At 71.0% G+C, this 24,503-nt stretch carries 19 protein-coding genes; 7 read left to right on the top strand and 12 right to left on the bottom strand.

The features are described 5' to 3' along the window. Positions 1 to 164 precede the first annotated feature (164 nt). The 3 genes from POL25_RS07115 to POL25_RS07105 all read right to left on the bottom strand — a co-directional run bounded on the left by POL25_RS07115 (position 165) and on the right by POL25_RS07105 (position 3,459). Positions 165 to 956: a hypothetical protein gene (locus POL25_RS07115; protein WP_272085146.1), complete on the bottom strand. Its 792-nt coding sequence runs from the start codon at positions 954 to 956 to the stop codon at positions 165 to 167. Positions 957 to 1,936: 980 nt separating this feature from the next. Continuing rightward, complete coding sequence (locus tag POL25_RS07110; RefSeq protein WP_272085145.1) at positions 1,937 to 2,443, bottom strand: hypothetical protein; 507 nt, start codon at positions 2,441 to 2,443, stop codon at positions 1,937 to 1,939. Positions 2,444 to 2,544: 101 nt separating this feature from the next. Then, the gene (locus POL25_RS07105) at positions 2,545 to 3,459 is read right to left on the bottom strand and encodes an SMI1/KNR4 family protein (RefSeq protein ID WP_272085144.1); all 915 of its coding nucleotides are present in this window, start codon (positions 3,457 to 3,459) and stop codon (positions 2,545 to 2,547) included. Positions 3,460 to 3,743: 284 nt separating this feature from the next. On the opposite strand from POL25_RS07105, the gene POL25_RS07100 reads away from it, so the two are divergent. Both POL25_RS07100 and POL25_RS07095 read left to right on the top strand, forming a co-directional pair. Then, positions 3,744 to 4,634, top strand: a complete 891-nt coding sequence (locus tag POL25_RS07100) for an FHA domain-containing protein (RefSeq protein ID WP_272085143.1) — start codon at positions 3,744 to 3,746, stop codon at positions 4,632 to 4,634. Positions 4,635 to 4,746: 112 nt separating this feature from the next. After that, positions 4,747 to 5,916, top strand: coding sequence for a hypothetical protein (locus POL25_RS07095; protein WP_272085142.1), 1,170 nt, complete (start codon positions 4,747 to 4,749; stop codon positions 5,914 to 5,916). Positions 5,917 to 6,016: 100 nt separating this feature from the next. Here POL25_RS07095 and POL25_RS07090 read toward each other — a convergent pair whose 3' ends face one another. From POL25_RS07090 to POL25_RS07080, 3 genes are read right to left on the bottom strand one after another with little or no spacing between them, the layout of a single operon-like run. Further along, complete coding sequence (locus POL25_RS07090; protein WP_272085141.1) at positions 6,017 to 8,074, bottom strand: cation:proton antiporter domain-containing protein; 2,058 nt, start codon at positions 8,072 to 8,074, stop codon at positions 6,017 to 6,019. Between the two features lie 24 nt (positions 8,075 to 8,098). Next, positions 8,099 to 9,121, bottom strand: coding sequence for an AI-2E family transporter (locus POL25_RS07085; RefSeq protein WP_506417449.1), 1,023 nt, complete (start codon positions 9,119 to 9,121; stop codon positions 8,099 to 8,101). Between the two features lie 58 nt (positions 9,122 to 9,179). Continuing rightward, positions 9,180 to 10,589 carry a WS/DGAT/MGAT family O-acyltransferase gene (locus tag POL25_RS07080; protein WP_272085139.1) on the bottom strand — a complete coding sequence of 470 codons (1,410 nt, stop codon included), beginning with the start codon at positions 10,587 to 10,589 and terminating at the stop codon, positions 9,180 to 9,182. Positions 10,590 to 11,036: 447 nt separating this feature from the next. Between POL25_RS07080 and POL25_RS07075 the strand changes: the two genes are divergently transcribed. After that, positions 11,037 to 12,659, top strand: a complete 1,623-nt coding sequence (locus POL25_RS07075) for a sensor histidine kinase (protein WP_272085138.1) — start codon at positions 11,037 to 11,039, stop codon at positions 12,657 to 12,659. Positions 12,660 to 12,897: 238 nt separating this feature from the next. On the opposite strand, the gene POL25_RS07070 is transcribed toward POL25_RS07075, so the two are convergent. Next, positions 12,898 to 13,449, bottom strand: coding sequence for a hypothetical protein (locus POL25_RS07070; RefSeq protein WP_272085137.1), 552 nt, complete (start codon positions 13,447 to 13,449; stop codon positions 12,898 to 12,900). A 300-nt stretch (positions 13,450 to 13,749) separates the two neighbouring features. Between POL25_RS07070 and POL25_RS07065 the strand changes: the two genes are divergently transcribed. Then, complete coding sequence (locus tag POL25_RS07065) at positions 13,750 to 14,466, top strand: hypothetical protein (protein WP_272085136.1); 717 nt, start codon at positions 13,750 to 13,752, stop codon at positions 14,464 to 14,466. 136 nt (positions 14,467 to 14,602) lie between these two features. Here the strand turns inward: POL25_RS07065 and POL25_RS07060 are convergent, their stop codons facing one another. Together POL25_RS07060 and POL25_RS07055 are read right to left on the bottom strand one after the other, a co-directional pair. Next, the gene (locus tag POL25_RS07060) at positions 14,603 to 15,181 is read right to left on the bottom strand and encodes a hypothetical protein (protein ID WP_272085135.1); all 579 of its coding nucleotides are present in this window, start codon (positions 15,179 to 15,181) and stop codon (positions 14,603 to 14,605) included. Between the two features lie 129 nt (positions 15,182 to 15,310). Beyond that, positions 15,311 to 15,721: a nuclear transport factor 2 family protein gene (locus POL25_RS07055; RefSeq protein ID WP_272085134.1), complete on the bottom strand. Its 411-nt coding sequence runs from the start codon at positions 15,719 to 15,721 to the stop codon at positions 15,311 to 15,313. Between the two features lie 86 nt (positions 15,722 to 15,807). On the opposite strand from POL25_RS07055, the gene POL25_RS07050 reads away from it, so the two are divergent. Further along, complete coding sequence (locus POL25_RS07050; protein ID WP_272085133.1) at positions 15,808 to 16,641, top strand: helix-turn-helix domain-containing protein; 834 nt, start codon at positions 15,808 to 15,810, stop codon at positions 16,639 to 16,641. 22 nt (positions 16,642 to 16,663) lie between these two features. Here the strand turns inward: POL25_RS07050 and POL25_RS07045 are convergent, their stop codons facing one another. Next, positions 16,664 to 18,553, bottom strand: coding sequence for an ABC transporter ATP-binding protein (locus POL25_RS07045; protein WP_272085132.1), 1,890 nt, complete (start codon positions 18,551 to 18,553; stop codon positions 16,664 to 16,666). Positions 18,554 to 19,020: 467 nt separating this feature from the next. Between POL25_RS07045 and POL25_RS07040 the strand changes: the two genes are divergently transcribed. After that, complete coding sequence (locus POL25_RS07040) at positions 19,021 to 19,869, top strand: oxidoreductase (protein ID WP_272085131.1); 849 nt, start codon at positions 19,021 to 19,023, stop codon at positions 19,867 to 19,869. Between the two features lie 19 nt (positions 19,870 to 19,888). Here the strand turns inward: POL25_RS07040 and POL25_RS07035 are convergent, their stop codons facing one another. Both POL25_RS07035 and POL25_RS07030 read right to left on the bottom strand, forming a co-directional pair. Further along, positions 19,889 to 20,491, bottom strand: a complete 603-nt coding sequence (locus tag POL25_RS07035) for a nitroreductase family protein (protein WP_272085130.1) — start codon at positions 20,489 to 20,491, stop codon at positions 19,889 to 19,891. A gap of 264 nt (positions 20,492 to 20,755) precedes the next feature. After that, positions 20,756 to 21,571 carry an alpha/beta fold hydrolase gene (locus POL25_RS07030; RefSeq protein ID WP_272085129.1) on the bottom strand — a complete coding sequence of 272 codons (816 nt, stop codon included), beginning with the start codon at positions 21,569 to 21,571 and terminating at the stop codon, positions 20,756 to 20,758. 644 nt (positions 21,572 to 22,215) lie between these two features. Here POL25_RS07030 and POL25_RS07025 point away from each other — a divergent pair. Then, positions 22,216 to 24,501: a WD40 repeat domain-containing protein gene (locus tag POL25_RS07025; RefSeq protein WP_272085128.1), complete on the top strand. Its 2,286-nt coding sequence runs from the start codon at positions 22,216 to 22,218 to the stop codon at positions 24,499 to 24,501. Positions 24,502 to 24,503: the final 2 nt, after the last annotated feature.

Genomic DNA, 24,503 nt, shown 5'->3' with positions numbered 1-24,503 from the left:
TGACATGACTTCCGGGCCGGGGGCAACGATTTTTGCGAATGATGGAGAGAGGGCTCCACGGTGGCATTCGGCTGGCTTTGCACCCGACGGCGACAGCGCGGCCGAGCGCGGCATCGTCGAGCGCCGCGATCGAGGCGGCGCTCGGCCGATGTGGGCCCGCGTAATCACTGCGCGCAGCGCGGCGCCACGAACGTGCCATCGAGCACGATCTGTCCCTCGATACCGTACGCTCGCAGGTTGCAGAGCCGGCCGGTGACGGACGCGTCGTCGATCGCATCGATCTCGAGCGTGCCCGACACCGCGCCCTCGGCCTCCTGACAAACGTCGCCGCCGTCGTTCGAGCGGGCGATCGCGCCGATCGGGCCGTCGGCGAGCGCGTAGACGCCGGGGGCCTGGAACTCGCCCGGGATCTGCAGCGACACGTCCCAATTGTGGCCGCACGCGAGCTCGGCGTGAGGATCGGCGCAGGTGAAGCTCTGGCTGGAGAATCGCAGGTACAGGCGGCCCGGCTCGCCGCCCGTGTCGCCTTCGATCTGCGATTCGAGATAGGCGAGGACCTCGGCCTTGACCGGGCTCGCCGCGCCCACGCACGACTGCGGATCGCTGCCCGTGGAAGTCTCCTCGGGAGGTTCGTCGGTGTCGCTCGCGCTGGCGGTATCGTCGGTGTCGCTCTCGAACAGCGTCGTGCTCGATTCCGCAGGCTCGTCGGGATCGACGGTCCCCGTCCCCGGGAACACCGTGGTGCTGGTATCACCGGTCGTCGAATCCTCGGTGCTGTGCGGCTCGACGCCCTCGGTCGCGGAGGTGCTCGTGGGGGTCACTGGCTCGGCGGAGTCGGTGGTGCTCGCCGGCGCCTCGCTCTCCGTATCGGTGGAGGTGTCGAGGTGCGGATGGGTGGTTGCGTTCTCACAAGCAAGGAGGACCGCAAGCGCGAAGCAGGAATAAATAAAACGCATGCATCGCATGTAGCACGGGCCGAACTCGCCGCCATCAGAACCGCAACGGACATGCGCCGGGCGAACGTGATTGTCCTGCCTGCATTCGCCAGCGCGGCGACGAAACCCCTCGTTCCGCCCTCGGGTCCCGCAGCTCGCCGATACCGCTCGAATTGCGGTCGCGACGAAACATACCGAGCAGGCGGCGGTTCGCCGGCGCGGGGACTGGCAGTTGAAGGAGAGAATCGAGGGCCCGAAGTGCTATTATTCTCGCGTGGCGTGAGCGAGCCGCCGAAGACCTGATTCGAGGGTCCGGTCCTCGGCGCTGCGCCCTCCCTCCTGTCCGCAAACAAGCCAAGGATCAAGCCAAGCTGAAAAGGGTGGAGGCCGGGAGCTCGTGCGCCTGTCGTGCCGCATGTCACCCCGTCGACGCAGATCCACTTTGACGCCAGAGTCATCCGCGCGCGGGCTGCACGACGTGCGCCGGTTGGACTGTCGGCCGGGCTCGCACCCGGTGGGACGACGCTCGTGACCGTCTGCGCGCCGCAGGTGAGACAGCCGTCCACGAACGGCCGTTCGTAGTTTGTCGGCGAGCACCCGCCCATGCCCGCGATACCCGCGACGACGACCTCCGCGCGGGCGCAGAGGCTCGGGGAGGTGCCGGGGCGGGAGGGGCAGGGGAGCCATGAATCTGTCCTTTATTCTCCGGACCCTCGAGTTTTCGTTTACCCCCTCGTCGAATCTTCTCGGCGACGGCCGCATCCCGTTCGCTGCACGCGCATTGTGAGCACCGCGCCCGAGGCCTGCTCACATGCGACCTCCTGGCGATCGCCGACGGGCCACGGGGCCGGAGGTTGCGCCTGCGCGGTCGGGCTCGTGGCGGCGGTCGCCGAGCGCGGGCCGCGGGTCGCGCCAGGCGGGAACAGGAGCGGCGAGGGCAGTGGCGGGCGTGCTCTGCGCGAGAACGAGATGTCCTTCGAGACAGCTCGCTACAATGCCGGTCAGGCGACTTCGAGGGGCTCCCAGGCGCCGTCGTCGCGGGCGTGCAGGCCGTCGACGAGGTCGTAGCGGTCGCAGCCGGCGGCGTCGCGGGCGGTGAGGATCCGGCCCGCCTCGTCGAGCTCGAGGCTGCGCCAGTCGCCCCAGCGGTCGAGGACGAGCTCGAGCGGGAGCTCCTGGTCACGCCGCGGCCAGCTGTAGAAGTCCAGCTCGCCGCGCGGGTGGGCGAGCACCTGGCCGTAGAGACATCCCTCGTGCAACCACGCGAGGGCGCCGCGCGGGTGCCAGACGACGTCGTGAGGGACGAAGGTCTTGTCGTGGCTGCGGTAATCGAACTCGAGGCCGACCATGACCCAGCGCAGCGGATCTGCGGTCGGCGCCATGATCTGGATCCCGCCGTAACGGTCGCCGTACGACCCGGCGTCGGACCACGGCTGGCCGGACTCGAAGGCGAGGATGAGCTGTCCTCCGGGATAGAAGCGGGCGAAGGCGCCCCGCCGGCGATGCACCCGGGGCGCTCGACGCAGCGCGCGTGGTCGCGTTCCGCGGTCGAGCCAGCGCTCGGCGGCGCTCGGGCAGCCGCGGTCCGCCACGGCTACTTCGACATCCACTACCTCTGAACCTCGCCGTCGCCGGCAGTCGCCTCGTCCGCCTCCTCCGGCGAGAGCCCGCGGAGCTTCGCATCCACCAGCTCGCGCGCGCGCGACGACTTGGCGGCGGGCGACATGCCGGGGGGCAACAGCCGCTTCATCGCGCTGACCAGCGCGTCGCTCGTGGCGCCCTCGTCGCGCAGCCGCTCGACCAGCCTGAACTGCGCGATCTCGTCGTCGAGCCAGCGCTCGTACCAGGCGACGAGGGTGTCGTCGGTCTCGACGATACGGTCGTCGTCCCAGTGCACGATGCGCCCGACGTCACCGGTACACACCACGCCGGAGTAGAGCGAGCATCCCGAGAACAGGAGCGTGACGATGCCGGTCAGCCGCGACGGCGACAGGTTGGCGCTCGTCGGCTCGGGCGGCTGCGCCTCGGTGCGCACGCCGAGCGCGCGCAACGCCTCGATCCCCGGGTACGCGGTGGCTGGACGGCGGCCCTTGAGCTCCGCCGCGGCGAACAGGCCAAAGTCGGGTCCCGCGCCGCCGTCGCCGACATCGAGATAGAACGCGTGCAGGCCGGGCGGAAGCTTCGCGCCGAGCTTCTTTTCGATCGCCGCGAGCTGGCGCGTGGTGGCCGTCGGGCGCAGGAGGTACCGGTGGGTCCGGGCGCCGAATGTCGTGTACCCGCGATCGAGCTCACGCAAGATCTGGAGCTTCTCGACCGCGCGCTCCCAGTCGGTGCGATCGCCGGACCACGCGGGCCGCGGGATGGGTGCGGGTGTTTCGGCCGGCGCGATTGGCTCGAACGCGCCGGGCTCGGCGCGCACCTGCATCATCGCGCTAGCGAGCGGCACGCCCTGCGCGATGAGCTCGTTGAGCTTGCGCTGGGCGGCCCGGGTGAGTCGGCGCGCGGGTGCAGCTTCCTCGTTCATGCGGGCGCCTTCTGTACCGTACGCGCGTGGAGATTCAAGCCTTTTTGCCGACAGGGGAGCGTGCGACGACCCTGGAGCGTGTCGTCGAGATCGTCGCCGGCGTCGGCCTGGCCACCGGAGGTCCGCCGGCGTGCGTGTTGTTGCCCGTGGCTCGAACTTGCCCATCTTCACCCCTCCGCTTGTCTCGATGGCCGGGCGGCGCCGGCCACAGCGTGGCCCGGTGAAGGGTCGATCTCGGCTTCGCGGTGAAGGCCGTCCGTGGCCGTCCGTGCTATTCACACATCATGGCCGAGGAGCCGCGTCGCATCGCCGAATACCTGCGCCTCGACGACGAGCGGCCGTTCATTCACAAAGCGTTCGACCAAACGCTCGGCGACGCCGATCGTCTCGCCTACGCGGCGCTCGTCGAGGGCAGGGACCCCGAGCGCGCCGAGTGGCTGCGCCTCGAGGTCGCCCTCCATTCAAAGGCGACCGACGACCCCGCCGTGCTCACCCGGTTCGTCGCGCTGGCGCGCGAGATCGGCCGCGACTACGCCGACGCGCTGCTGCGCGAAGCGATCATGAACTGCGGCAGCGAGGGCGCCAGACAGGCCGCGCCGCGGGTCCGCTTCGCCTTCGCCTGCCCCAAGCGGTGGGAGACGCTCGCGCCCTCCGACAGCGAGTCGGTCCGGATGTGCCAGCAATGCAACGAGCGCGTCTATTACTGCGAGACCGTCGCCGACGCCGAGGTCCGCGCGTTCGCGGGGCAGTGCATCGCCATCCCCAAGCCGCTCACGGACGGCGGCGTCCGGACCGTACAGCTCGGCCGCCCGGACCCCGTGCGCGACTGGGCCGATCGCCTGTTCTCGTACGGACCCGGCGCCCCCAAACACGTCGAAGCCCTCGTGGTCCTCTATTCGCTGGACACCGAGCTCGTCGGTCGCTCCTTCATGCTGAACCCGGCGGGCGTCACCGTCGGGCGCGGCCTCGACAACACGATCGTGCTGGGCAGCGACTCCGTCTCGCGCTGCCACGCCCGCCTCGAGCCGCGCGACGACGGCTGGTGGGTCGTCGACAACCACAGCACCAACGGCACCTACGTCCACGACGAGCAGGTCGAGGAGGCGCGCCTGGCCACCGGCGACCTCCTGAAGATCGGCAGCACGGTCTTCAAGTTCGTCGGGGCACCGGCGTGACCCGTCAACAAAGGGCGCCGGGACGCGCTACAGTGCGAGGGATGGCGGATGTCGAAGGACGGCTGGCGAGCATGGAGGCGCATTGCGTGGTCGTCCTCCGGTGGAGAAGATCATGACAGTGACGATCGATGACGGGGGCGACTCGGGCAGCAGGACGGAGGAGGCGCTCGCGCGGCTGTTCGCCGACCCGCGGGAGCATTGGGACAACCTCGAGATCGCGGTGCAGGTCGGACGGACGTATGCGGCGATCCACTGGACGGGGTTCGACGAGGATCAGGAGGCGGTGGGCTCGGGGTTCTTGATCCGCATGGACGGCGAGAGCCCGCTCGGGGCCAGCGACACGCCGGAGATCCTCGAGCTGCTCGACGGCGGGAGCGAGCCGTTCGAGGCGACGGCGCGGCACCTGCTGACCGCGGAGGAGGCGTGCTGGCTGGTGGGACGGCTCGAACGCGGCGAGCGCCCGACACACTGGCCCGACGGGCGCCCGCTCGTGTGGAGCGTGGCGACGGTCGACGACGCGCCGTGGGCGGCGGTCGGGAGCGTGGAGCCGCCGTACTGGGATCGGCAGACGGAGCTGCTGTACGGGAGCGTGGTCGACGACGAGGGGGACGAGGAGCCGGAGTGGATCGGGCAGCGGGCGCTGCTGGTGCGGGGGACGCTGACGGCGGACCAGGCGGAGGCGCTGCCGCAGACGGCGATCTGGCCGGTGCTGCGCCAGCTCCACGATGTCGACGATGCGCTGTGGTTGGCGACGATCGCCAGGCATCCGCTGCCGTGGTTGCAGTCGCTGATCGTCGTGCTCGACGAGCTGGACGGGCTCGCGGAGGCGGTGCGGGGGCTGCCGCGGCTGGTCGAGCTGGGGGTCCACAGCCTGTCGCCGACGCTGCCGGCGATCGTCAGCGAGAGCCTCGAAGAGGTGCTGCTCGAGGGCCTGGGCGAGGGGCTGCTCGATGCGTTCCTGCGCGAGTCACGGTTGCCGGCGCTGCGGGTGCTGGCGATCCACAGCGCCATGCTGGCGGCCCCGGTCGACTTCTCGCCGCTGGGTCAGGGGGTGGTCGTGCACGTCGAGTACGCGGCGGACGACGACCTCGGGACGATCGGCCACGCCGCGAGCGCTCGCACGCTGGCGCTGGCGCTCGAAGCCACGCACACGCCAGAGGCGCTGGTCGCTGCGCTCGTGTCGCGGGTGGAGGGCGACACGTGGGTATCGACGGTGTGGGATCACGCGGAGGCGGCGGTCGAGCTGGCGCGCCTCCGCGGGGTCCGGCTGCAGGCGCGTTGAACGGGCACGTCGACCTCGCCTTCACGACGCCGGCCCGGGACGGGCGATCATCGCGGCCCCGGATGTCACGCATCAGGGCCAGTGCGCCGAAGGGCGAGCCTCAAGGCTTCGGGTCGGCGTGGAGGATGATTCGCGCTGCCGCGAGCGCTGCTTCGGGGCCGAGGAGGACGAGAACGTCGGCCGGTTCGAGCGGTTGTCGCGGCGCCGGTAGGAGCGCACCGACCCCCTCGCGCTCGATGGCGACGACTCGCGCGCCGCTGCGCGACGCAATGTCGAATGGGTCGAGTCCGTTCCGGGCGACGATGCTGCCCGCCTCGAGGCGGATCCGTCCCAAGCCAGGCAGATCGGGCGCTGGTTGCGGTGGCTCGGCGACCTCGACGGGCTCGCGTCCCTGACGCGCCAGCACCTGGACGATGAGCTCGGCGCCGGCATGGGTATGTTCCTCGAGCGTGGTGATGCCCTGCCACACCTTGTGAGCGAGGACGGCGACGACCAGCACCAGGACGAGCACGCCCGAACGGAAGGGGACGAACGGCTGGGAGACGATCACCAGCGGTACGCCGACGATGAAGAGCACGGCCAGCTCGATCATGACGGTCAGCGCGGACCACGGCGCTCGCCGGTCCTCCGGCGCGTCGGGCTCGTGATGGCGCACGGTGTCATCCGTGAGGGTGCGGGCGAGCGCCGCGCTGCGTCGGAGAACACCGACGAAGAACAGGCCGGCGAACAGCAGCGTCGCCGCGATCCACACGACGCTCACGAGCGTCGCCGGAAGCGCGAGGCGGCGGGACACGAGGGCCTCGAGCGCGTCTCGGCCCCGGCTCGATCCCGCGAGCACGGCGACGAGCAACACCGCGTCGACCACCAGAAACAGCGCGTCCCGTGCGAGGCGGCCCCTCGCCGTGAACACCGGCGGGGCGGACCACAGGCGCTGGGTCCACGCCACGTAGATCGCCAGCAGGAGGCGCAGCCTGACGGGCAGGCGCGCCTCGAGCGCGGCGGCGGCGTCCTGGGAGCGCCGCACCATCCACGGCGTGATCACGGACGTGAGCAGGGAGACGCCGACGACGACCGGAAAGATGAACTCGCGGGTGACCCCGGAGGCGATGCCCAGCCCGGCGATGATGAACGAAAATTCGCCGATCTGCGCGAGGCTCATCGCTGCGCGCACGGAAGTTTGCAGCCCATGACCGAACAGGACCGCGCCGAGCGAGACGCTGGCGACCTTCCCGACGAGCACGAGGGCGGTGAGCGCGAGCACGGGGAGCCAGTGCGCGACGAGCCGCGACGGGTCGATCGACATCCCGACCGCGATGAAGAACAGCGCGCCGAAGATGTCCCGCAGCGGCCGAACCACGTGCTCGACGCGGGCGCCCTCCCCCGATTCGGCGACGAGGAGTCCGGCCATGAACCCGCCGAGCGCGACCGAATAGCCAGCGGCCGACGTCAGCGCGGTCGTGATGAAGCAGATGGCGATCCCGGCAATCAGCGTGGACTCGGCCCGATATTGTCCGATGATGCGGCGGACGAAGCGCGGCACGACGAGCAGGCCCGCCGTGAGCAGCAAGACGAGGAACCCGAGCAGCTTGCCGAGGGTCAGCGCGAACTGAGTCGCGGACAGGCCGGCGCCCGCGGCGAGCGCCGTCAGCACCGAGAGCAACAGGATCGCGATGAGATCCTCGAACACGAGGATGGCGACCGTGACCGTCGTGAACTCCCCGCCGAGGTGCTGATCCTCGAACGCCTTGGCGACGAACATCGTCGAGGATATGGCGACGCACCCGCCGATGAACAGGCTCTCGACCCTGGTCCAGGCGAACGCTCGACCGACCAGGTAGCCGCCCGAGACCATCAGCCCGACGACGAACAGCGCCGTCATCCCGGTCGACGGGCCGATGCGGGCGATCTTTCGCAGGTTGAATTCGATGCCGATGCCGAACATCAGGAGGATGACGCCGAATTCGGACATGGCGTGCGTGAGGGCCTCGCCGCCGGGGCCGGCGATCATCTGCCACGGCATGTGCGGCCCCAGCAAGACACCTGCGAGCAGATAGCCGAAGATGGGCGGTTGCCCGAATCGTTGCGAGACCAGGCTCGTCACCGCCGCGGTGCCCAGGACGACGCCGAGGACCTGGAGAGTGTATGTGAGGCTCGCCATGGTCCTGCGATTCGGCGACTGCGATCACTGCACCGGAGCCGGATCCGGCGGGGGAGCGGCCGCGGCGTCCCCGGGGTGGCGGAACGCCTCGAACAGCGAGAGGGCGATCGCCAGCACCACCGGCCCGAGCACCAGGCCGATGAGCCCGAACACTTGCAATCCGCCGAGCACCGCGAAGAAGATGAAGAGCTCGTGCAGCTTGGCCCGCTTACCGACGAGCCGGGGCCGCAGGAAGTTGTCGACCAGGCTGATGACCAGAACCCCCCAGAGCGCGAGCAGGATGCCCTTTATCCACGCGCCGGACGCGAAGAGGTAGATCGCCGCCGGGATCCAGACCACGAACGCGCCGGCGAGCGGGATGAGCGACAGGAAGACCATCGCCACCCCCCAGATGATGGCCGAGGGCACGCCGAGCACGGCGAACGCCAGGCCGCCGAGCACGCCCTGAAGCGTCGCGATGACGAGCACGCCGTGGACGCTGGCGCCGACGACCTCGCCGATTCGGCGCAGGATCTCGCGGGTCTGTCGGTCTTGCAGGGGGATCGCGCTCGCCATCGCGTCGCGCACCATCCTCCCGTCGCGGAACAGGTAATACGCGACGAATACGACGAACAGCGCCCGAATGAACAGGCCGAGCACGTTGCCGAGCACGCCGAGCGTCCGGTTGGCGAGCTGCATGCCGAGCGCTCGCAGCTGTTCGCTGATCTGGTGCCGGATCTGCGCCAGGTCGACGTGGCGACCCAGCCACCGCATCGCCGGTCCGGTGAGCTCGGAGTCGGGGTCGAGGAGCTGCCCGAGCCCGGTCTGCAGCATCCCGATCGCCGGCGCGATCTCGCGGGCGATCGCCCACGCCACGAGACCCATGGGCGCTCCGATCACGACCACCACGAACAGGGTCGACAACCCGGCGCTCAGGTCGGGCCGCCTCACGTGCGCGAGGATTCGCCGGTGGACGGGCTCGAAGGTCAAGGTCAACACCCCTGCCCACAGGAGCACGTCGACGAACGGCTCGAGCATCAACCAACAGAGGTAGAACGCGCCTACCACCGTCGCGAGCAGGATGAGCCTGCGAGCCTGTTCGCGCCGAACGGCGTCTGTCTCGTCGTCATTCATGGGACTGGATGCGATGGCCGCGATCCGGCCCGGCGCTCTGGACCGCGACGACGAGCTCGGCGAGCGCGTGCTCGCATTCTGCGAGCAGGGCGCGGAGATCGGGGAGGGTGTCGGGGCAACCGACCGCGGCGAGGTGCAGCGTGTCGCGGTAGCTCCACACCGTGAGGTTGAGGCCGATCTGCGCGAGCAGCGGCCCGCCGAGGTAAATGCTGTCGAGCGCGGAGCCGACGAGGTATCGCGTCTCCGTCGCCCCGCGCACGTTCGAGATCACGAGGTTGACCGGCGGTCGCGGCAGGCGGGGCAGCACCTGGTTCATGAACAGCTGCATCAGCCAGGGGCGCGCGTACTCGCTCCATTGCTCGAGCAGGCCGCCGATCTCGTGATCGTGGGCGTCCTTGGCCGCCTCCGTGAGCGCGTGGATCTCTCGCAGGCGCGCCAGCGGATCGGCGACATCCGTGCGCAGCGAGACGAGGAGGCTCGACACCTTGTTTCCGCTGAGACGCACGTCCTCGAGTCCCCCCGTGGCGACCGGGACGCTCGCCAGCAACGGTCGACGATGGACCTCGCCGTGGCCCTCCAAATAGCGCCGAAGCGCGCCGGCAACCACGCCGAGGACGACGTCGTTGAGCGTGCAACCAGTCAGGGTCTTGATGGCCAGCACGTCCGCGAGCGGCAGGTCGACCGTGGCGAAGCTGCGTCGCGGCGTGAGCGGGGCGTTGAACGCGGTCCGGGGGCCGATGAAGGGGAGCGAGAGCTTGTGGCCGCGCGTGCGCTGCAACAGCTGCACGGCGGCGCGCGCCGTCCTTCCGAGGAGGCGTGGCAGCCGGGACAGGCCCCGCAGACGATCGTGGAGCGCGTCGAGGACGAGCTGCCGCGCGCCGGGTAGCGGCTCCGCGGCCCACGTGCTCGTCGGGGGCGCCACGACGTGGTCGTCCCGATCGCTGGTCATCACCCGCTCCAGCACTGTGGTCATCGCCGCCCCGTCGATGACCGCGTGGTGCACCTTGCACAGGAGCGCCACTCGGTGCTCTTCGAGGCCTTCGACGAACGTGATCTCCCACAGCGGGCGGGCGCGGCTCATGGGAGTCGAGAGGAGCTCGCCGACCAGGGACTCGAGGGCGCGTCTGTCGCCGCGGGGCGCCAGCTTCGCCCGTCGCAGGTGCTGGGAGAGGTCGAGCGCGGGATCCTCGATCCACACCGGATGGTAGAGGTCGCCCGGGACCTCCACGATCCTGCGCCGGAGCAGGGGGATCAGGTGGACGCGGCGCTCGAACAGCCGCCTGATCCGGGCGAAGGAGTAGCCGCCCGGTACCTGCGACACGTCCATGAGCATGAGGATGACTGTGTGCATCGACACCGACGGCGACTCCATGTAAAGGAAGCTCGCGTCGAGTCCGGTCATTCGCTGCATCGGACGCGTCCGTGGCGGAGTGTGGCCGCGAATCCTGCGGGCGCCAGCGGGCGGCCGGGCTGGGGTCGCGCGGTCACTCGCCGCAGGCGGCGGTTCGCGCGCGACACGTCGTGTCGTACGTCTCACAGTCAGCGCCTGGCGCCGCCGTCCTGTTCATGGCGTCAGCCGACGCAGCCGCAGCGCGTCGACGATCACGCGCGCGAGCGAGACCTGCGGATGCATCGTCGCAGCCTCGGCCGCTGGCCGCGTCCGCCGCTCGATGTCGCGGCGACCGCACTCGCAGCGGGCTGAAGCTGGTGCGCTCGGCCAAACGTGCTCGAGCTCAAGCGATCGATCGGTGAACCGATATCGACGACTTTATTACGTCGTTCTCGACGGAGATCGAGTGTAGTCGACGCGCTGTCTGCCGCGGTACGGATCTCGGAGTACAATCATGATGTGGCGTCCTCGACCGGTTTCCTCGACCGTCATGGTGACGAGATCCTCAAGACGTGGGCCAGCGAGGCCAGCCGCGCCGCGTCCGCTCGTGGGCTGTCCGACGTCGAGCTCAAGAACTTGATGCCGGTCTGTCTGGCGGCGCTGACGGGCGGCGCCGACTGGAAGGTTCTCATGCGTCACATCGAGAGCCACCTGTCGGATCGAATCCGCTGGGGCTTCGAAGTCGGGGAGGCGGTGGAGGAGTTCGCCATCCTCGAGCGTTGCATCTCGTCCTGCGCAGCGATGGCCCCGGCGGACGAACGGCCGTCCCCCGATGAGCTCGCGCGGATCTTCATCGCACTGCAGAGCATCATGGTGCGGACGACGGACTCGTTCCAGGTGCACATGCAGCTCGACGAGCAGCAGGAGAAGCGTTTCCTCCGACAGCTGCGGACGCTGGCCGACCAGGCGCTCCACGCACCCGGGGCGCCGCTGGGAGAGCACCTGAAGGAGATGCTGGCGGTGATCATGGAGGCGATGGCGGCGCAGTGCGCGGCGCTGTTCCTCTATGATCCGCGGAGCGAACTGTTGGTGACCCAGGCCGCGGTCGGGCTCGCCGAGGACGACTTGCAAGAGATCATGACGTCGCTCGACCCTGCGACGGTCACCGGCCTGATGGCCGCGAGCGCGGAGCCGGTCGCCATCGACGACGTCGCGACGACCGAGCTCGTGGTCAGCGACGCGCTGCGACGCAGCGGCATCCACTCGCTGCTCGGCGTGCGCCTCCCGCAGCGCGACCGGATCCGCGGCGTCATGTACGTGGGCACGCGCGTCCAGGGGCCATTCTCCACCCGTGAGCTCCGGCGCATCGAAGCGCTCGGCGAGGGCATGACCCTGCACCTCGAGAACGGGCACCTGCACGCGGAGCTGCGGCTTCGGATCGATGAGCTGGAGGCCGAACGCGCGCTGCGGGAGCGCTTCACGGCCATCCTCGCGCACGACCTCCGCGGTCCGCTGGCCAGCGCCAAGATGAGCGCCCAGATCCTGGTACGGCTCGGCGACCGGGCCGCCCGGCCCGATATCGTCGCCCGGATCGATCGCAACCTCGAGCGCGTCGATCTCATGATCCGCGACCTCCTCGACGTCAGCCGGATGGAGGCGGGACAGCGCTTGCCGCTGAACATCGCCGCGTGCGACCTCCGCGAGGTCGCCGAGGACGTCGTCCAGGACCTCGAGGCCCAGCACGGCCCGCGCTTCGTCATCGAAGCCGAAGGGGATGTTCGCGGCATGTGGAGCCGCGACGAGCTCCGCCGGGCGTTGTGGAACCTCATCGTCAACGCGCTCAAGTACGGGCGTGCCGACACGCAGGTCGCCATCCGGCTCGCGCGTCGCGGCGATGACGTGCGCGTGTCGGTCCACAACTTCGGTGACCCGATCCCCGACGAGCACCGCGAGCACATCTTCGACGTGTTCTCGCAGCGACGTCGGGCGCCGAAGGCAGAGGAGAGCTGGGGGCTCGGGCTGGCGTTCGTCCGCGCCTGCGCCGAGGCCCACGGCGGTTCCGTCGAGGTCGAGAGCGCCGCGGGGGTCGGGACCACCTTCACCGTCACGCTGCCGCTCGATGCGCGGCCGTCTCAGAAGTAAGCGCCGGACCTTCCGCTCGCCAGAGCGAGCCCCTGGCCGGGGGCCCATATTTAGATAGCACTGAACGAGGCCCTCAGTGGTCATGGGATCACCCCGACTCGAGTGTCTCGCAGGACATGACCTCCAGGACATGTCTCATGGGAGGCCCTCGCCCCCGCTCTTGCGGCCCGTCCGAGCACGCGCGGGGCGCCGGCCGCCCCGGCGATGGCGAGCTGCGCGCGGCTCACGGTTGCGACTTTCAGGTCTCGGCCGGTCCCGCGCCGTACCTGCCGACGTAGCCCGGTGAGAAGCTCGGCGTGCTTGCGAGCTCGCCACCGGTTCGGGCGTCGAGCGTGACCTCGAACCACCCGCCCGGCGGGTCCCGCTCGGCGTGCACGACCAGCCGGTCGCCGTCGCGGCAGCCGTCAGCCCCCGTGATGCCATCGACGGCGACGTCGCGGGCCGTCCATCGGATCGACAGCGACGCATCGATAGCGATCACGTCGGTGCAGGTGAGCACGATGAGCAGCTCGGTGCCGTCGCCGAGAGTCGCGTGTCCGAAATGGCCGAAGAAGGAGGAACCGGAGCGATGAACGTCGAGGTGCAGGCGAGGGGCGCCGGACGCGAGATCGAAGAGCCACACATGCTCCCCTGCGCCGACGCACGCCACACCGCCGGGCCGCCAGAGGAACGCCTCGCGGAAACACGCGTCTCGAAGCGCCGATGCTTCGAGGCGGACCGACCACCGGTCTTCGCCGTCCTCGCCGAGGAGAACGAGGCGGGCGCTTTCCAGATCGAGCTCGAGCTCCACGCACGGGAGAGTACGCCCTCCCCGGCGTACTCGCAGGCGCTCTCGGCGGGGTCACGCGGCGACGGACCCCGCGCGCGCGAGGAGCTCGAAGACCTCTCCGCGAGAAGTCGCGCCCAGCGGGACCACGCGCTCGAAATCAATTTCCTCGAGCGCCGCGACGTCCCGGCGATGGTTCGCTGACAGCGTCGTCCCTCCGAGAATCGCCGCCTCGACCCTTCATCCGCTCCACTTCTTCGTCCGCCAGCGATGCGTCGCCAAGGTGTTGCGATCCGCGTCGCGCCAGGGTTATAGGTGCCGCCGATGCATCGCGGGTTCGCCGTCCCCTTCGTCGCGCTCCTCGCCGCCTGTGGATCGGGCCCATCCGCCGAGGAGGCGCAGGCGTTCTGGTCCGCGTACGAGACCCTCGCACCGATCCGCACCAGGCTCGCTGCGGTCGATGCTGCACTGCCGGCGCCGGGCAGCGAGACGAGCATCGCGTGTGCTCCCCGCGTGGCGACGAGCAAGCTCGCGGCCATCCACTTCGCGCAGCTGGAGTACCTGCTCGAGAAGCCCACCCAGGTCGAGCAGTGGGAGCGCATGAACCTGACCGACGAGGGCTTTCAGCGCATGTGGAACAAGGCTGACGCGCAGAATACGCTCGACAAGTCGGGGGCCTCGACGAGCGAGGCCGCCGGCCTGCGCGCGGCCGCGGAGACGCTCGCTCCCGTGGACACCCTCGTCGTCTTCAGGCCGAGCCGCATCGAGCAGGGCGAGCTGGGGGACAGCCCCGAACCCGGCGCGCGAGCGATCGTGCGTGACGCCCGCTGGGAGGGCTGGGCGTTGGTCTATCGCTTCGCGGACCCGCCGGTGCTCGAGGGCGCGTTCGCGGTGGCCGCGAGCAACGGCGCCGAGGTGTCGCGGGTGGTCCCGCGCGGCACGTCGCTCGCGGCCAGCGATCTTCTGCATGACGCGATGCAACGGCTCGAGGAGCAAGCGCGGGCCCGGTTGAGCGTGCCTGGCTGCCCGGCCAGCGAGTGAAATGCAGGCGAGTCGAGCCGGTCGCGCCGGCGTCCGGTGAGCGCGAGCCCATCGGGCGCCCGGCCGCGGACGAGCTTGACGTGCCTCTGGCGTGCGGCGGATATCTCGAGCCCGGCGAGGCCGCAGCGATCGTCGTTCACTGCAGGACGGTCGAACAGCGGGACGCGAGCGGGAAGAGGTCGGGGACGAGGGGCTGGTCGGAGGTCGGGCTCGCCGGCGTGGGGTCCGGCAGCGGGGACGGATCGCACGGGTGGTCCCAGCAGTGTTCGCCGCGGAAGTCGCCGACACGGGGGCACGGGCAGCTCGTCTGGGTCATAGCGACCGCTCGCTCCTCGGTCATGGGCTGCGGGTCCGGACGTGGCGCGGGCTGCGGGGGGCTTGCAGCGCGAGCGGGCAGCGCGGCGAGGGCGGCCGCGACCTGGTCGCGGCGGGCGGCATCCCAGATCGTCAAACCGTGCTCGCGTTCGACGAGGCAGCGCTCCGCCCACGCCGCGCCGCGGCGCTCGACGATCACGTGGTCCCGCTCGCACCAGACGCGGACGTGAATGGTGCCGAGCGTGGGGTCGCGTTCGCGGGAGCGACGGGAGCGGCCGGCGCACGGCAGCAGATCCGCCGTCGTGTCCGCGGGCGGCGGTCGCACGCCGCTCGGTGATGGACCGGCGCATGCGACGAGCAGCGCGACGAGGAAGACGAGGCAGTGCTCCGGCGTGGGCATGGGCGCCATGTTACCCGTCGAGGGCGAGGGGCGGAGGAGCTCTCGCCCGCTGTCTCAGCGAGGGACCGCGGCATCCTCGTCGAACCGGCCGACAACGGCGCGGAGCTTAGCGATTCGCACCCCACGAGATCATGCCACCGGCGCCTCGCGCCCGCGGGGATGGGCGGCGGACTTCCACCACTCGAAGTTGGCGGGTGCCTGGGCCACTGGCTCGATGATCTCCCACGCCTCGGCGATCAGCCCGGCCTCGAACCGCCAGATGTCGACGACCGCGATCCCCGGACCGGCGCCCGGGAGCCGGCGCTGCGAGTACATCACGACGTGGTCGCCGGCGGCCAGCATGTGCTGGATCTCGACCTGCATGTCGCCCATCGGCACCGGGCGGGCGGCGGCGAGCCACTCCGCCCGGGTCCGAGAGCTCGAGCCCGGCCGGTGGTGCACGAAGTCCGCGCTCAGCAGCGGTTCGAGCGTGTCGATGTCGCCCGTCTCGATCACCCGCGCCAGCGCCCGTTCGACGATGTTTCTGTTGTCCGTGGTCATGGCCGCAGTGTTTCCGCGGTCGCGACGGCTGTCGATGAACTCCGATTTCATGGCGCTCCGCTCGCGGACGGGTACTCTCGACGAGCGTGAACACGGTCGGGGAACTCCTGCGGCAGTGGCGACATCGTCGGCGGCTCAGCCAGCTGGAGCTCGCGCTCGCCGCCGACGTCTCGCCGCGTCACGTCAGCCTGGTCGAGACCGGCAAGTCCAACCCGAGCGCCGACATGGTCCTCCGGCTGGCGAAGCAGCTCGGCGTGCCGCTGCGCGAGCGCAACCGGCTGCTGCTCGCCGCGGGCTTCGCACCCCGGTACGCCGAGCGGCCGCTCGACGACGGCGCGCTGGCGGCGGCCCGGGACGCGGTCGGGAGGGTGCTGCGCGCGCACGAGCCCTATCCCGCGCTGGTCTTCGATCGCCGGTGGAACATCGTCATGACCAACCGCGCCGTCGACCCGTTCTTCGCCCACGTCGCCCCCGACCTGCTGCGGCCGCCGGTCAACCTGGTGCGGCTGGGGCTGGACCCGCGGGGGCTCGCTTCGCTGGTCGTCAACCTGGCCGACGTGCGCGCGGTGTTCCGCGCCCGGCTCACGCGCCAGCTCGCCGTCGCTCCCGACGCCGAGCTGCTCGCGCTCTACGAGGAGCTGCTGGCGTCCGACCCCGATGAGGCGCCGGGCCGGACTGTCGAATCCGACGTCCTGATCCCGATGATCGTCCGCGTCGAGGGACGGGAGCTGCGCCTGTTCTCGACCATCACCACGTTCGGCACCCCGATGGACATCACGCTGGACGAGATCGCCATCGAATCGTACTACCCCGCGGACGAGGAGAGCGCCGCCTACTTCACGCGGCCCGGCGGTCGTTCCAGGCCTGACGGTCCTGCAGCGTCGTCGGACTCGCTGGCATCAAAAGCGGCCTCTCGCTGAGGGCGCGGCCTGTCGAGGAGGATCACCCGACCGCGGCCTGGTGGCGGACGAGTCGGGTATAGGCGCCGTCGCGGGCGAGCAGCTCGCGGTGGGTGCCGCACTCGACGACGCGGCCGGCGTCGAGGACGAAGATGCGGTCGGCCTTGCGGATCGTGCTGAGTCGATGGGCGATGACGAGGCAAGTCCGGGAGCGCATGAGGACCTCGAGCGCGCGCTGGACGATCGCCTCGCTCTCGGCGTCGAGCGAGCTGGTCGCCTCGTCGAGGATGAGGATCCGCGGATCCTTGAGGAGCGCGCGGGCGATCGAGATCCGCTGGCGCTGGCCGCCCGAGAGATTGACGCCGCGCTCGCCGAGCCGGGTGTCGTAGCCGTCGCCCAGGCGGGTGATGAACTCGTGGGCGTAGGCCGCCCGGGCGGCCGCCTCGATCTCCTCGTCGGCAGCGTCCGGGCGGCCGTAGGCGATGTTCTCGCGGACCGTGCCCGTGAAGATGAACGACTCCTGCTGGACGATGCCGACGGCGGCGCGCAGGGCGGTGAGCGAGTAGTCGCGCACGTCCACCCCATCGATCAGCACGCGCCCGGAGGTGACGTCGTAGAGCCGCGGCAGCAGCGACAGCAGGGTCGTCTTGCCGGCGCCGGACGGGCCGACGACGGCGATGAGCTCGCCCGGGCGGGCCTCGAGCGTGACGTGGTCGAGCACGCAAGGAGCGTCGCGGGCGAGGCTCGCGGTCGAGGTGTCGCGGTCGTCGTCCAGGCCCACGCGCGACTCGTCGCAGTCCTGCCGGTAGCGGAAGCTGACGTCCTCGAAGCGGACGTGGCCCCGCTGCGGCGCGACCCGGTGCGGCCGGGCCGGCTCGACGACGCACGGCTGGACCTCGAGCATGCGGAACACCCGGCGCATCGCCGAGATGCTGGTCTGATAGACGATGTTGAGCTCGGCGAAGCGCCGGACCGGGCCGAACAGGATGAGCAGATAGCCGAGGAAGCGGGTCATGGTGCCCGCGGTCATCTCGCCGTGGAGCGCGAGCCAGCCGCCGTAGCCGAGGACGAGGGTCGTGCCGACGTCGACGAGGAGCTGGCCGAAGGAGGCGACGAGGTGGCCCTCGTGGCTCTGCGCCACGACCAGGCCCTCGTGGCGCGCGACCTGCTCGGCGAAGCGCCGGGCCTCGCGCCGCTCGGCTGTGTAGGTCTTGATGAGCGCCTGGCCCGAGATTTGTTCGACGAGGTTGCCGGAGATCCGGGTCAGCTGACCGTGCATGCGTTCGCTGGCTCGCTGGACCCGCGGGTTCATCACCGCGAACACGAGGATGTAGAGCGGGAACAGCAGCAGGCAGGCGAGGGTCAGCTTCCAGCTGATAGCGAGCAGCAGCGCGACCGCGATCGCCAGCTGCACGGCGTCGAGGGCGGCGACGATGAGGCCCATGTAGATCAGCGAGGCCGCCTCGTGGACGTCGTGGACGACGCGGGCGAGGATCGCCCCGGTGCGCTCGCGGGTGAAGAAGAGGAGGCTGAGCTTCTGCAGGTGGTCGAACAGCTCGCGGCGGATGTCGGCGACGATCCCGTAGCCGAGGCGGATGTTGAAGTGGCCGCGGCCGTAGACGACGACGGCGTGGCCGATGGCCGTCAGCGCGGCGAACTCGGTCAATCGCCGCAGGGTCGCCACGCGCGCCGCGAGCGGGAACGCCGGGTCGGGCGGCGCGACGATCACGTCGACGGCCGAGCCGATGAGCCACGGGTACACGAACGAGAGGGCGAAGCCCAGCACGCCGAAGCAGATCGTCAGGGCGGCGTATTTGCGGTGCGGCCCGACGTATCCCAGCAGCCGGAGGAGCGGCGAGCCTGCGGCGTTCGCATCGGCCGCGCGGGCGTGGTCATGCGGATCGGCGGCCGCCGTGAGGAGAGGAGTCGCCATATCGGCCCTGTGCGAAGAGCGAGCCTCGCGGCGAATCGCATGAAACGCTCCAGTCTGGTCCATTCAGGGCCCCGCGGAGCCGAGCCAGCGGCGCGCCCGTAATGTCGATGCTCCTGTCCGGGCGCTCGCTCGGCAGGGGTTCCTATCATCGTCGGGCGCGCACCGAGCTCCTCTCTCGTATGTGATACCTGGCGCGCTCGCTCTCGCTGGAGCGGTGGATGGATGATGCGTCAGGACCCGCGGCCGACAAGGGGCGGAGGAGAGCAAAATTTCCTCAAGAGGGGCGCGCAAGGGCAATGCCCAGGATGCGCAACGTGGACGGGCAGCCGTGCGACGAGGCGGCGCCGCGCGAGCGCGAAGACCCGCGGCTCGATTGTGAATCCCAGCTTCACGAACCTTCCATCGTGGGCGCGTTACTCTTCACGATCGCCGGCGCTAAGGTCTCCTCGTCCAGAAGGAACTTCATCATGATCACGAAGCCATCGAAGCAAGTTTGGTTCATCACGGGGGCATCGCGGGGCATCGGCGCGGAGATCGCGGCTGCCGCGCTGGCGGCGGGGGACGAGGTCGTGGCGACCGCGCGGGACCCCAGGCGAGTCACCGAGCGGCTCGGCAGCTCCGCGTCGCTGTTGCCCGTCGCGCTCGACGTGACGAGCGAGCAGTCGGTCGCGGCCGCGGTCGAGGCGGCGCTGGCTCGCTTCGGGCGCATCGACGTGCTCGTCAACAACGCGGGTTACGGGCTGATCGGCGCGGTCGAGGAGACCTCGGGCGAGGACGTGCGGCGGCTCTACGAGACCAATGTCTTCGGGTTGCTGGCGGTCACGCGCGCGGTGCTGCCGACGCTCCGCAAGCAGCGCTCGGGGCACGTCATCAACCTGTCGTCGGTCGGCGGCTACCGATCGGGCCAGGGCTTCGGGGTCTACTGCTCGACGAAATTCGCGGTCGAGGGCCTCTCGGAGGCGCTGCACGCCGAGCTGGCGCCGCTCGGGGTCGCTGTCACGATCGTCGAGCCCGGGTACTTCCGCACCGAGTTCCTCGAGCCGCAGTCGGTGGTCGAGACCGATCCGAGCATCGCCGACTACGCGGAGACGGCGGGCAAGGTGCGCGCGATGGCGAAGTCGGTCAGCCTCCAGCAGCCCGGCGACCCGGTGCGCCTCGCTCGCGCGGTGGTCGAGCTGTCCCGCGCCGAGCACCCGCCGCTGCGCCTGCCGCTCGGCAGCGATACGGTCGCGGCCATCGAGGCGAAGCACGCGTTCGTGGCCGAGGAGCTGGCGGCCTGGCGCGCGGTGTCGGTGTCGACCGATTTCCCGCGCTGAGCCCGACGACGCGCGCCGATCACGAGGCGTCGAAGGCCCGCCGCGCGCCGCTGCCGTCGAGCACGGTGGCGACATCGGCGAGCACCAGCGGCGCGCGCGGGGCCGGGGCCGTGTCGTCGCTGGCGCGGCCGAGGTGGATCCACCCGAACATGTCCTCGCCCGCCTCGAGGCCGAGCACGCGGGTCAGCGCGGCGCCGCGGGTGAACGGCACGCTCTTCCAGTTGGCGCCGATGCCGAGCGCGTGGGCGGCGAGGACCACCGCATAACCGGCGCAGGCGGCGGTGGCGTGCTGCTCCCAGCGCTCGATCTTGTCGTTGCGCGGCGAGGCGATCAGGGCGATCAGGGTCGGCGAGCGGAAGGCCTTGGCGCGGATCTTCTCGAGGCCCGTGGCCGGCATGTCGGGCCGGCGCTCGGCCGCGGTCTGGGCCAGCGCGTCGCCGAAGGCCGCCCGCCCTTCGCCCTCGACCACCACGAATCGGTAGGGGCGCAGCGAGCCGTGGTCGGGCACCGTGCCCGCGGCCGCGAGGATGCGCGCGAGCTCGGCATGGGTCGGGCCCGGGTCGTTCAAGACGGGGGCGCTGCGGCGGGCGAGCACGAGGTCGAGCAAGGGTGCGTCCTTCATGCCGTAGCTGTCCCGCCGGCGGCAGCGGACGTCAAGCCGCGGCGAGCCAGCGACAGCGGCGCGCGTCGTGACCCTCCTGCGCATCGCAGGCGCGAGCCTCATCGCCGCGGCGGTGGATCCGCCGCGAATCGGACCGGGCCCCGTCGTTCATGGGAGCTTCGCTTCGCCGAATGAGCAGGACCGTCACGGCGAGCCAGCCTCCGCGCCGCACGCTCGCGCATGACGCGCGTCCACGCTCGTGACGGCCTCGTTCGCGGCGCCGTTTCAGCCGTGGCCGGTCTTGCCGGTCTCCTCGAGCTCCGGGTCCGCGCTCGAAGCCTCGACCTCGGCGATGAAGGCCGACAGCCGCTCGCACAGCTCGACCGGCCGATCGAACTGGATCGCGTGCGCGACCCGTGACACGTGCGAGAACTGCCCCCGGGGCAAGGCTTCGGCCAGGCGCATGGCCACCCGGTCGGGGATGATCCAGTCGCGTCGACCGCGGAGCACCAGCACGGGGCATTGCACCGATTGCGCGAGCGCGATCGGGTGATCGCGCAGCATCTCGCGCGCGCTCGCCAGGTACCGGCGCGCGCCCATCTGGGCCGTCATTCGCATCAGCGTGAGGTTGTAGGCCGCCGATTCGAACACGGAGTCCGCGACGAGCCCGAGCGCGTAGCGCAGCGGCGACTCCAACTGGTCGCCGGTCGTCGGCCCGATCAGCGTCAGCGAGGCCACGCGCTCCGGGAATTGCCGGGCCAGGGCGAGCGCGACCTGACAGCCCATCGAGTTGGCGACGACGTGGGCGCGCTCGACCGCGACGGCGTCGAGGAAGCGAGCCTGCCACTCGCCCAGGGAGGCCATGCCCAGGGCCTGCCGCGGGCCCTCGGACTCGCCATAACCGGGCATGTCGGCCGCGAGCACGAGGCCGCCGCGCGGAGCTTCGGCGAGGTGCTCGAGCGTCGGCAAGAAGGCGTCGCTGGAGCAGGCGAGGCCGTGAACCAGCAGGAGCGGGCGGTCGCCGGCGGTGGGCTCGATCTGCCGGTAACGGGTGGAGCGGCCAGCGACGGAGGTCCGCACGATCGAGAGGGCGCGTGGCATCGGCGAGCTCGGTGTGTATCGAATGATCGCAGCGCGCTGCTTCGTGGCGTCGATCGGGCGCATCCTTCGTGATGACTCGCGTGGGCCGAAGTCGCGCCTGCCTCACGGGCGCCGCTGCGGCCGCGTGGAGCGGCGATCGACGTGCTGCGCGTGTCGGGGCCGGGGCGCGAGCGCGGCGAGCTGAGCCGTGGGGTCGGAGCGAGGTCTTCCGCCTGCGCAACTCGCTCAGCATAGGTATCGGGCAGGCGCCGCCCGTCGGCGAGGCCGACCCGGGCCTCGGCGTGTGCAGCAACGGCAGCAACGACGATGCCCCCGCCGATCACGGGTGCGGGAGCTGCCGGGACACGGCCACGGGGAGCGCGGGCGCAAGGTCGAGCCCTGGTGGCATTACTGCGACGAGCCTCCGAGCCCGCCCGCGTGCGGCTGCTATCCGAATACGCTGTCGTTCTGGTCGTGTGTAATCGACTGTAAATAGGAGGATCGCCGTGAACATTCGAACCTGTGTTGCTTCGCTGTCCGGTGCGCCCAGAGTCTGTCGCACCGTGGCGGGTCGTGTGTGTTTCGCCGGGGCCGGGGCGGGTCCCGTAATCGCCGAGGGTCGCAATTGAGTGGCGAGCGCGGCGAAGGCTCGCGATAAGCGTGGGATGGTCCAGGGGTCCGACGGGTCGCGCGCACCAGGCAATTCCACCGACGCGGGGCGCGGCGCGCCGCTCACCCTCGCGGCGCTCGAGCGGCGGCTCGGCGAGCTCGGGGCGGTCGGGCTGGCAAACGAGCTGCGAGCCGTCGGCGAGGCGCTGCTGGCCGATGCGATCGAGCGCTCGGCGGACGCGCTGAGGCGTGATTCGGGGCAGCTCGCGGCGCACCTGGCGGGGCGGCTCGGCGGCGCTTTGCCGCCTGAGTTCTTCACGGGGCGCGCGGGGGCATGGTTGAAGCCGCTGGCGGCGAGCCTGGAGCCGCCGCGCAGCCCGCTGCGGGCGACGCTGATCGGGCACACCGAGGAGGTGCGCGCGGTGTTGGTGGCGGCGGACGGTCGCACGCTGCTCTCGAGCGGCGAGGACGGGCGCGTGCTGTGCTGGGACCTGCCGACCGGAGAGCTGCTCGGCGAGCTGCTCGGGCATCAGGCGACGGTCAACGCGATGGCGCTGACGCCGGCCGGCGACCGGCTGCTGACGGCGTCGGACGATGGCACGATCGGGGTGTGGAACACGGCCGACTGGCTGCTGATCACCCGGCTGCGCGGGCACACGCGGTACGTGCGGCGGGCCCTGGCGAACGCGGCGGGGCAGGTGGTGTCGGGCTCGAACGATGGGACGATCCGCGTGTGGGACCTCGCGAGCGGGGCGCAGGTGCGGGTGATCGAGGGGCACCGCAAGGCGATCACGGCGCTGGCGTTGCTGGGGGACGGGACGCGGGTGGCGGCGGCGTCGACCGACAACTTGCTGGCGGTGTGGGACGTGACGACGGGCGAGCGGGTGGCGACGCTGTTCGACGGGTCTTCCGGGTACCGCGGCGAGGTGATGGGGTTGACGCTGTCGCGCAACAACGACAGCGGGGTCGGGCACAAGCACTTCCCCAATCGCATGTGGGAGGGGCCGGACGGCGGGCTTTACAGCGCCGAGGACGAGCTGGTGCGCTGGGACCCATCGACGGGGGGGCAGGTAGCTCGCGGCGGAGAGCACGTGTGGCCGATCGAGGACGTCGCGGTGGCGCCGGAGCTGGTGGCGACGGCGTCGTCGACGGTGCGGCTGCTCGCGCCCGACGGGACGCCGCGGGCGACGCTGTACGGGCACGAGGGATCGGTGACGGCGGTCGGGTTCTCGCCCGACGCGCGCACGCTGGTGTCGGGCGGCAGCGATCATTCGCTGCGGGTGTGGGACGTCGAGGCGGCGCTGCAGGCCCCGGAGTTCCCCCGGCACAGCGGGTGGAGCCCGGAGGTGACGCCGGCGCCGGGCGGGTGGCGCTGCGCGACGCACTCGAGCGACGGGATCGTGCACCTGTGGGACGTCGCGACGGGGGCGCACGTGCGGGCGTTCCACCACGACGTGGCGCTGCTGTCGGCGGTGTGCTTCACGCCCGATGGGTCGCGCATGGTGGTGACTTCGTCGCGCGGGCACCTGTGGTCGTGGGACGTCGCGAGCGGCGAGCGGGTGACGGCGATGGAGGAGGAGTACTGGTTCAAGCATCTGGTGCCGCTGCGCGACGGGGCGCGCGTGCTGACCGGCGCGGTCAACCGCGAGCTGGCGATCTGGGACGTGCAGCGCGGCGGGGCGCCGGAGCTGTTCGCCGGGTCGTCGATGCAGGTCACCGGCCTCGAGCTGACGCCCGACGAGCGGCTGGTGGTGGTGACCACATTCGGGATGAACAGGGCCGGGTCGCTGCAGGTGTGGGACTTCGAGCGGCGGATCAAGCTGGCGGAGCACCAGGCGAGCGGGACTTCGAGCTTCGACCGGCTGCTGCTGGCGGACGCGGGGCGGCTGGCGGTGGCGGTGGACGGCGGCGTCGTGCAGGTGCTGGCGCTGCCGGAGGCGCGGCCGCTCCACGTGCTGACGGCGACGCAGCAGGGGGAGATGCAGGTGGTGAAGACGACGGACGAGCGGGTGCTGGCGGGGTGCGTCGAGGACGGTCGGGTGGCGCTGCGCGAGTTCGACGTGGTCCGCGGGGAGCTCGTGCGCGAGCTGTCGGTCGCGCTCGACGACGGCGACAGCGAGCCCTCCTTGCTGGCGCTCAGCGTGACGCTGGACGGGCGGCGGGCGTCGATCGTCGCCGACGGCAGCGCGCGGCTGGTCGAGCTCGAGTCTGGGCGCCTGCTGGCGCGGTTCGTCGGCGACGCGAAGATCGGCTCCGGGGCGGTGCGGCCCGACGGCGCGGGGGCGCTGGTCGGCGAGCAGAGCGGGCGCGTCCACGTGCTCGCGCTCGTCGGCGGCGAATAGCC

The organism is Nannocystis bainbridge, from assembly GCF_028368995.1.
Lineage (GTDB): Bacteria > Myxococcota_A > Polyangia > Nannocystales > Nannocystaceae > Nannocystis > Nannocystis bainbridge.
The sequence above is the reverse complement of the archived record's forward strand: the minus strand, read 5'-3'. Positions and strand labels throughout refer to the sequence as shown.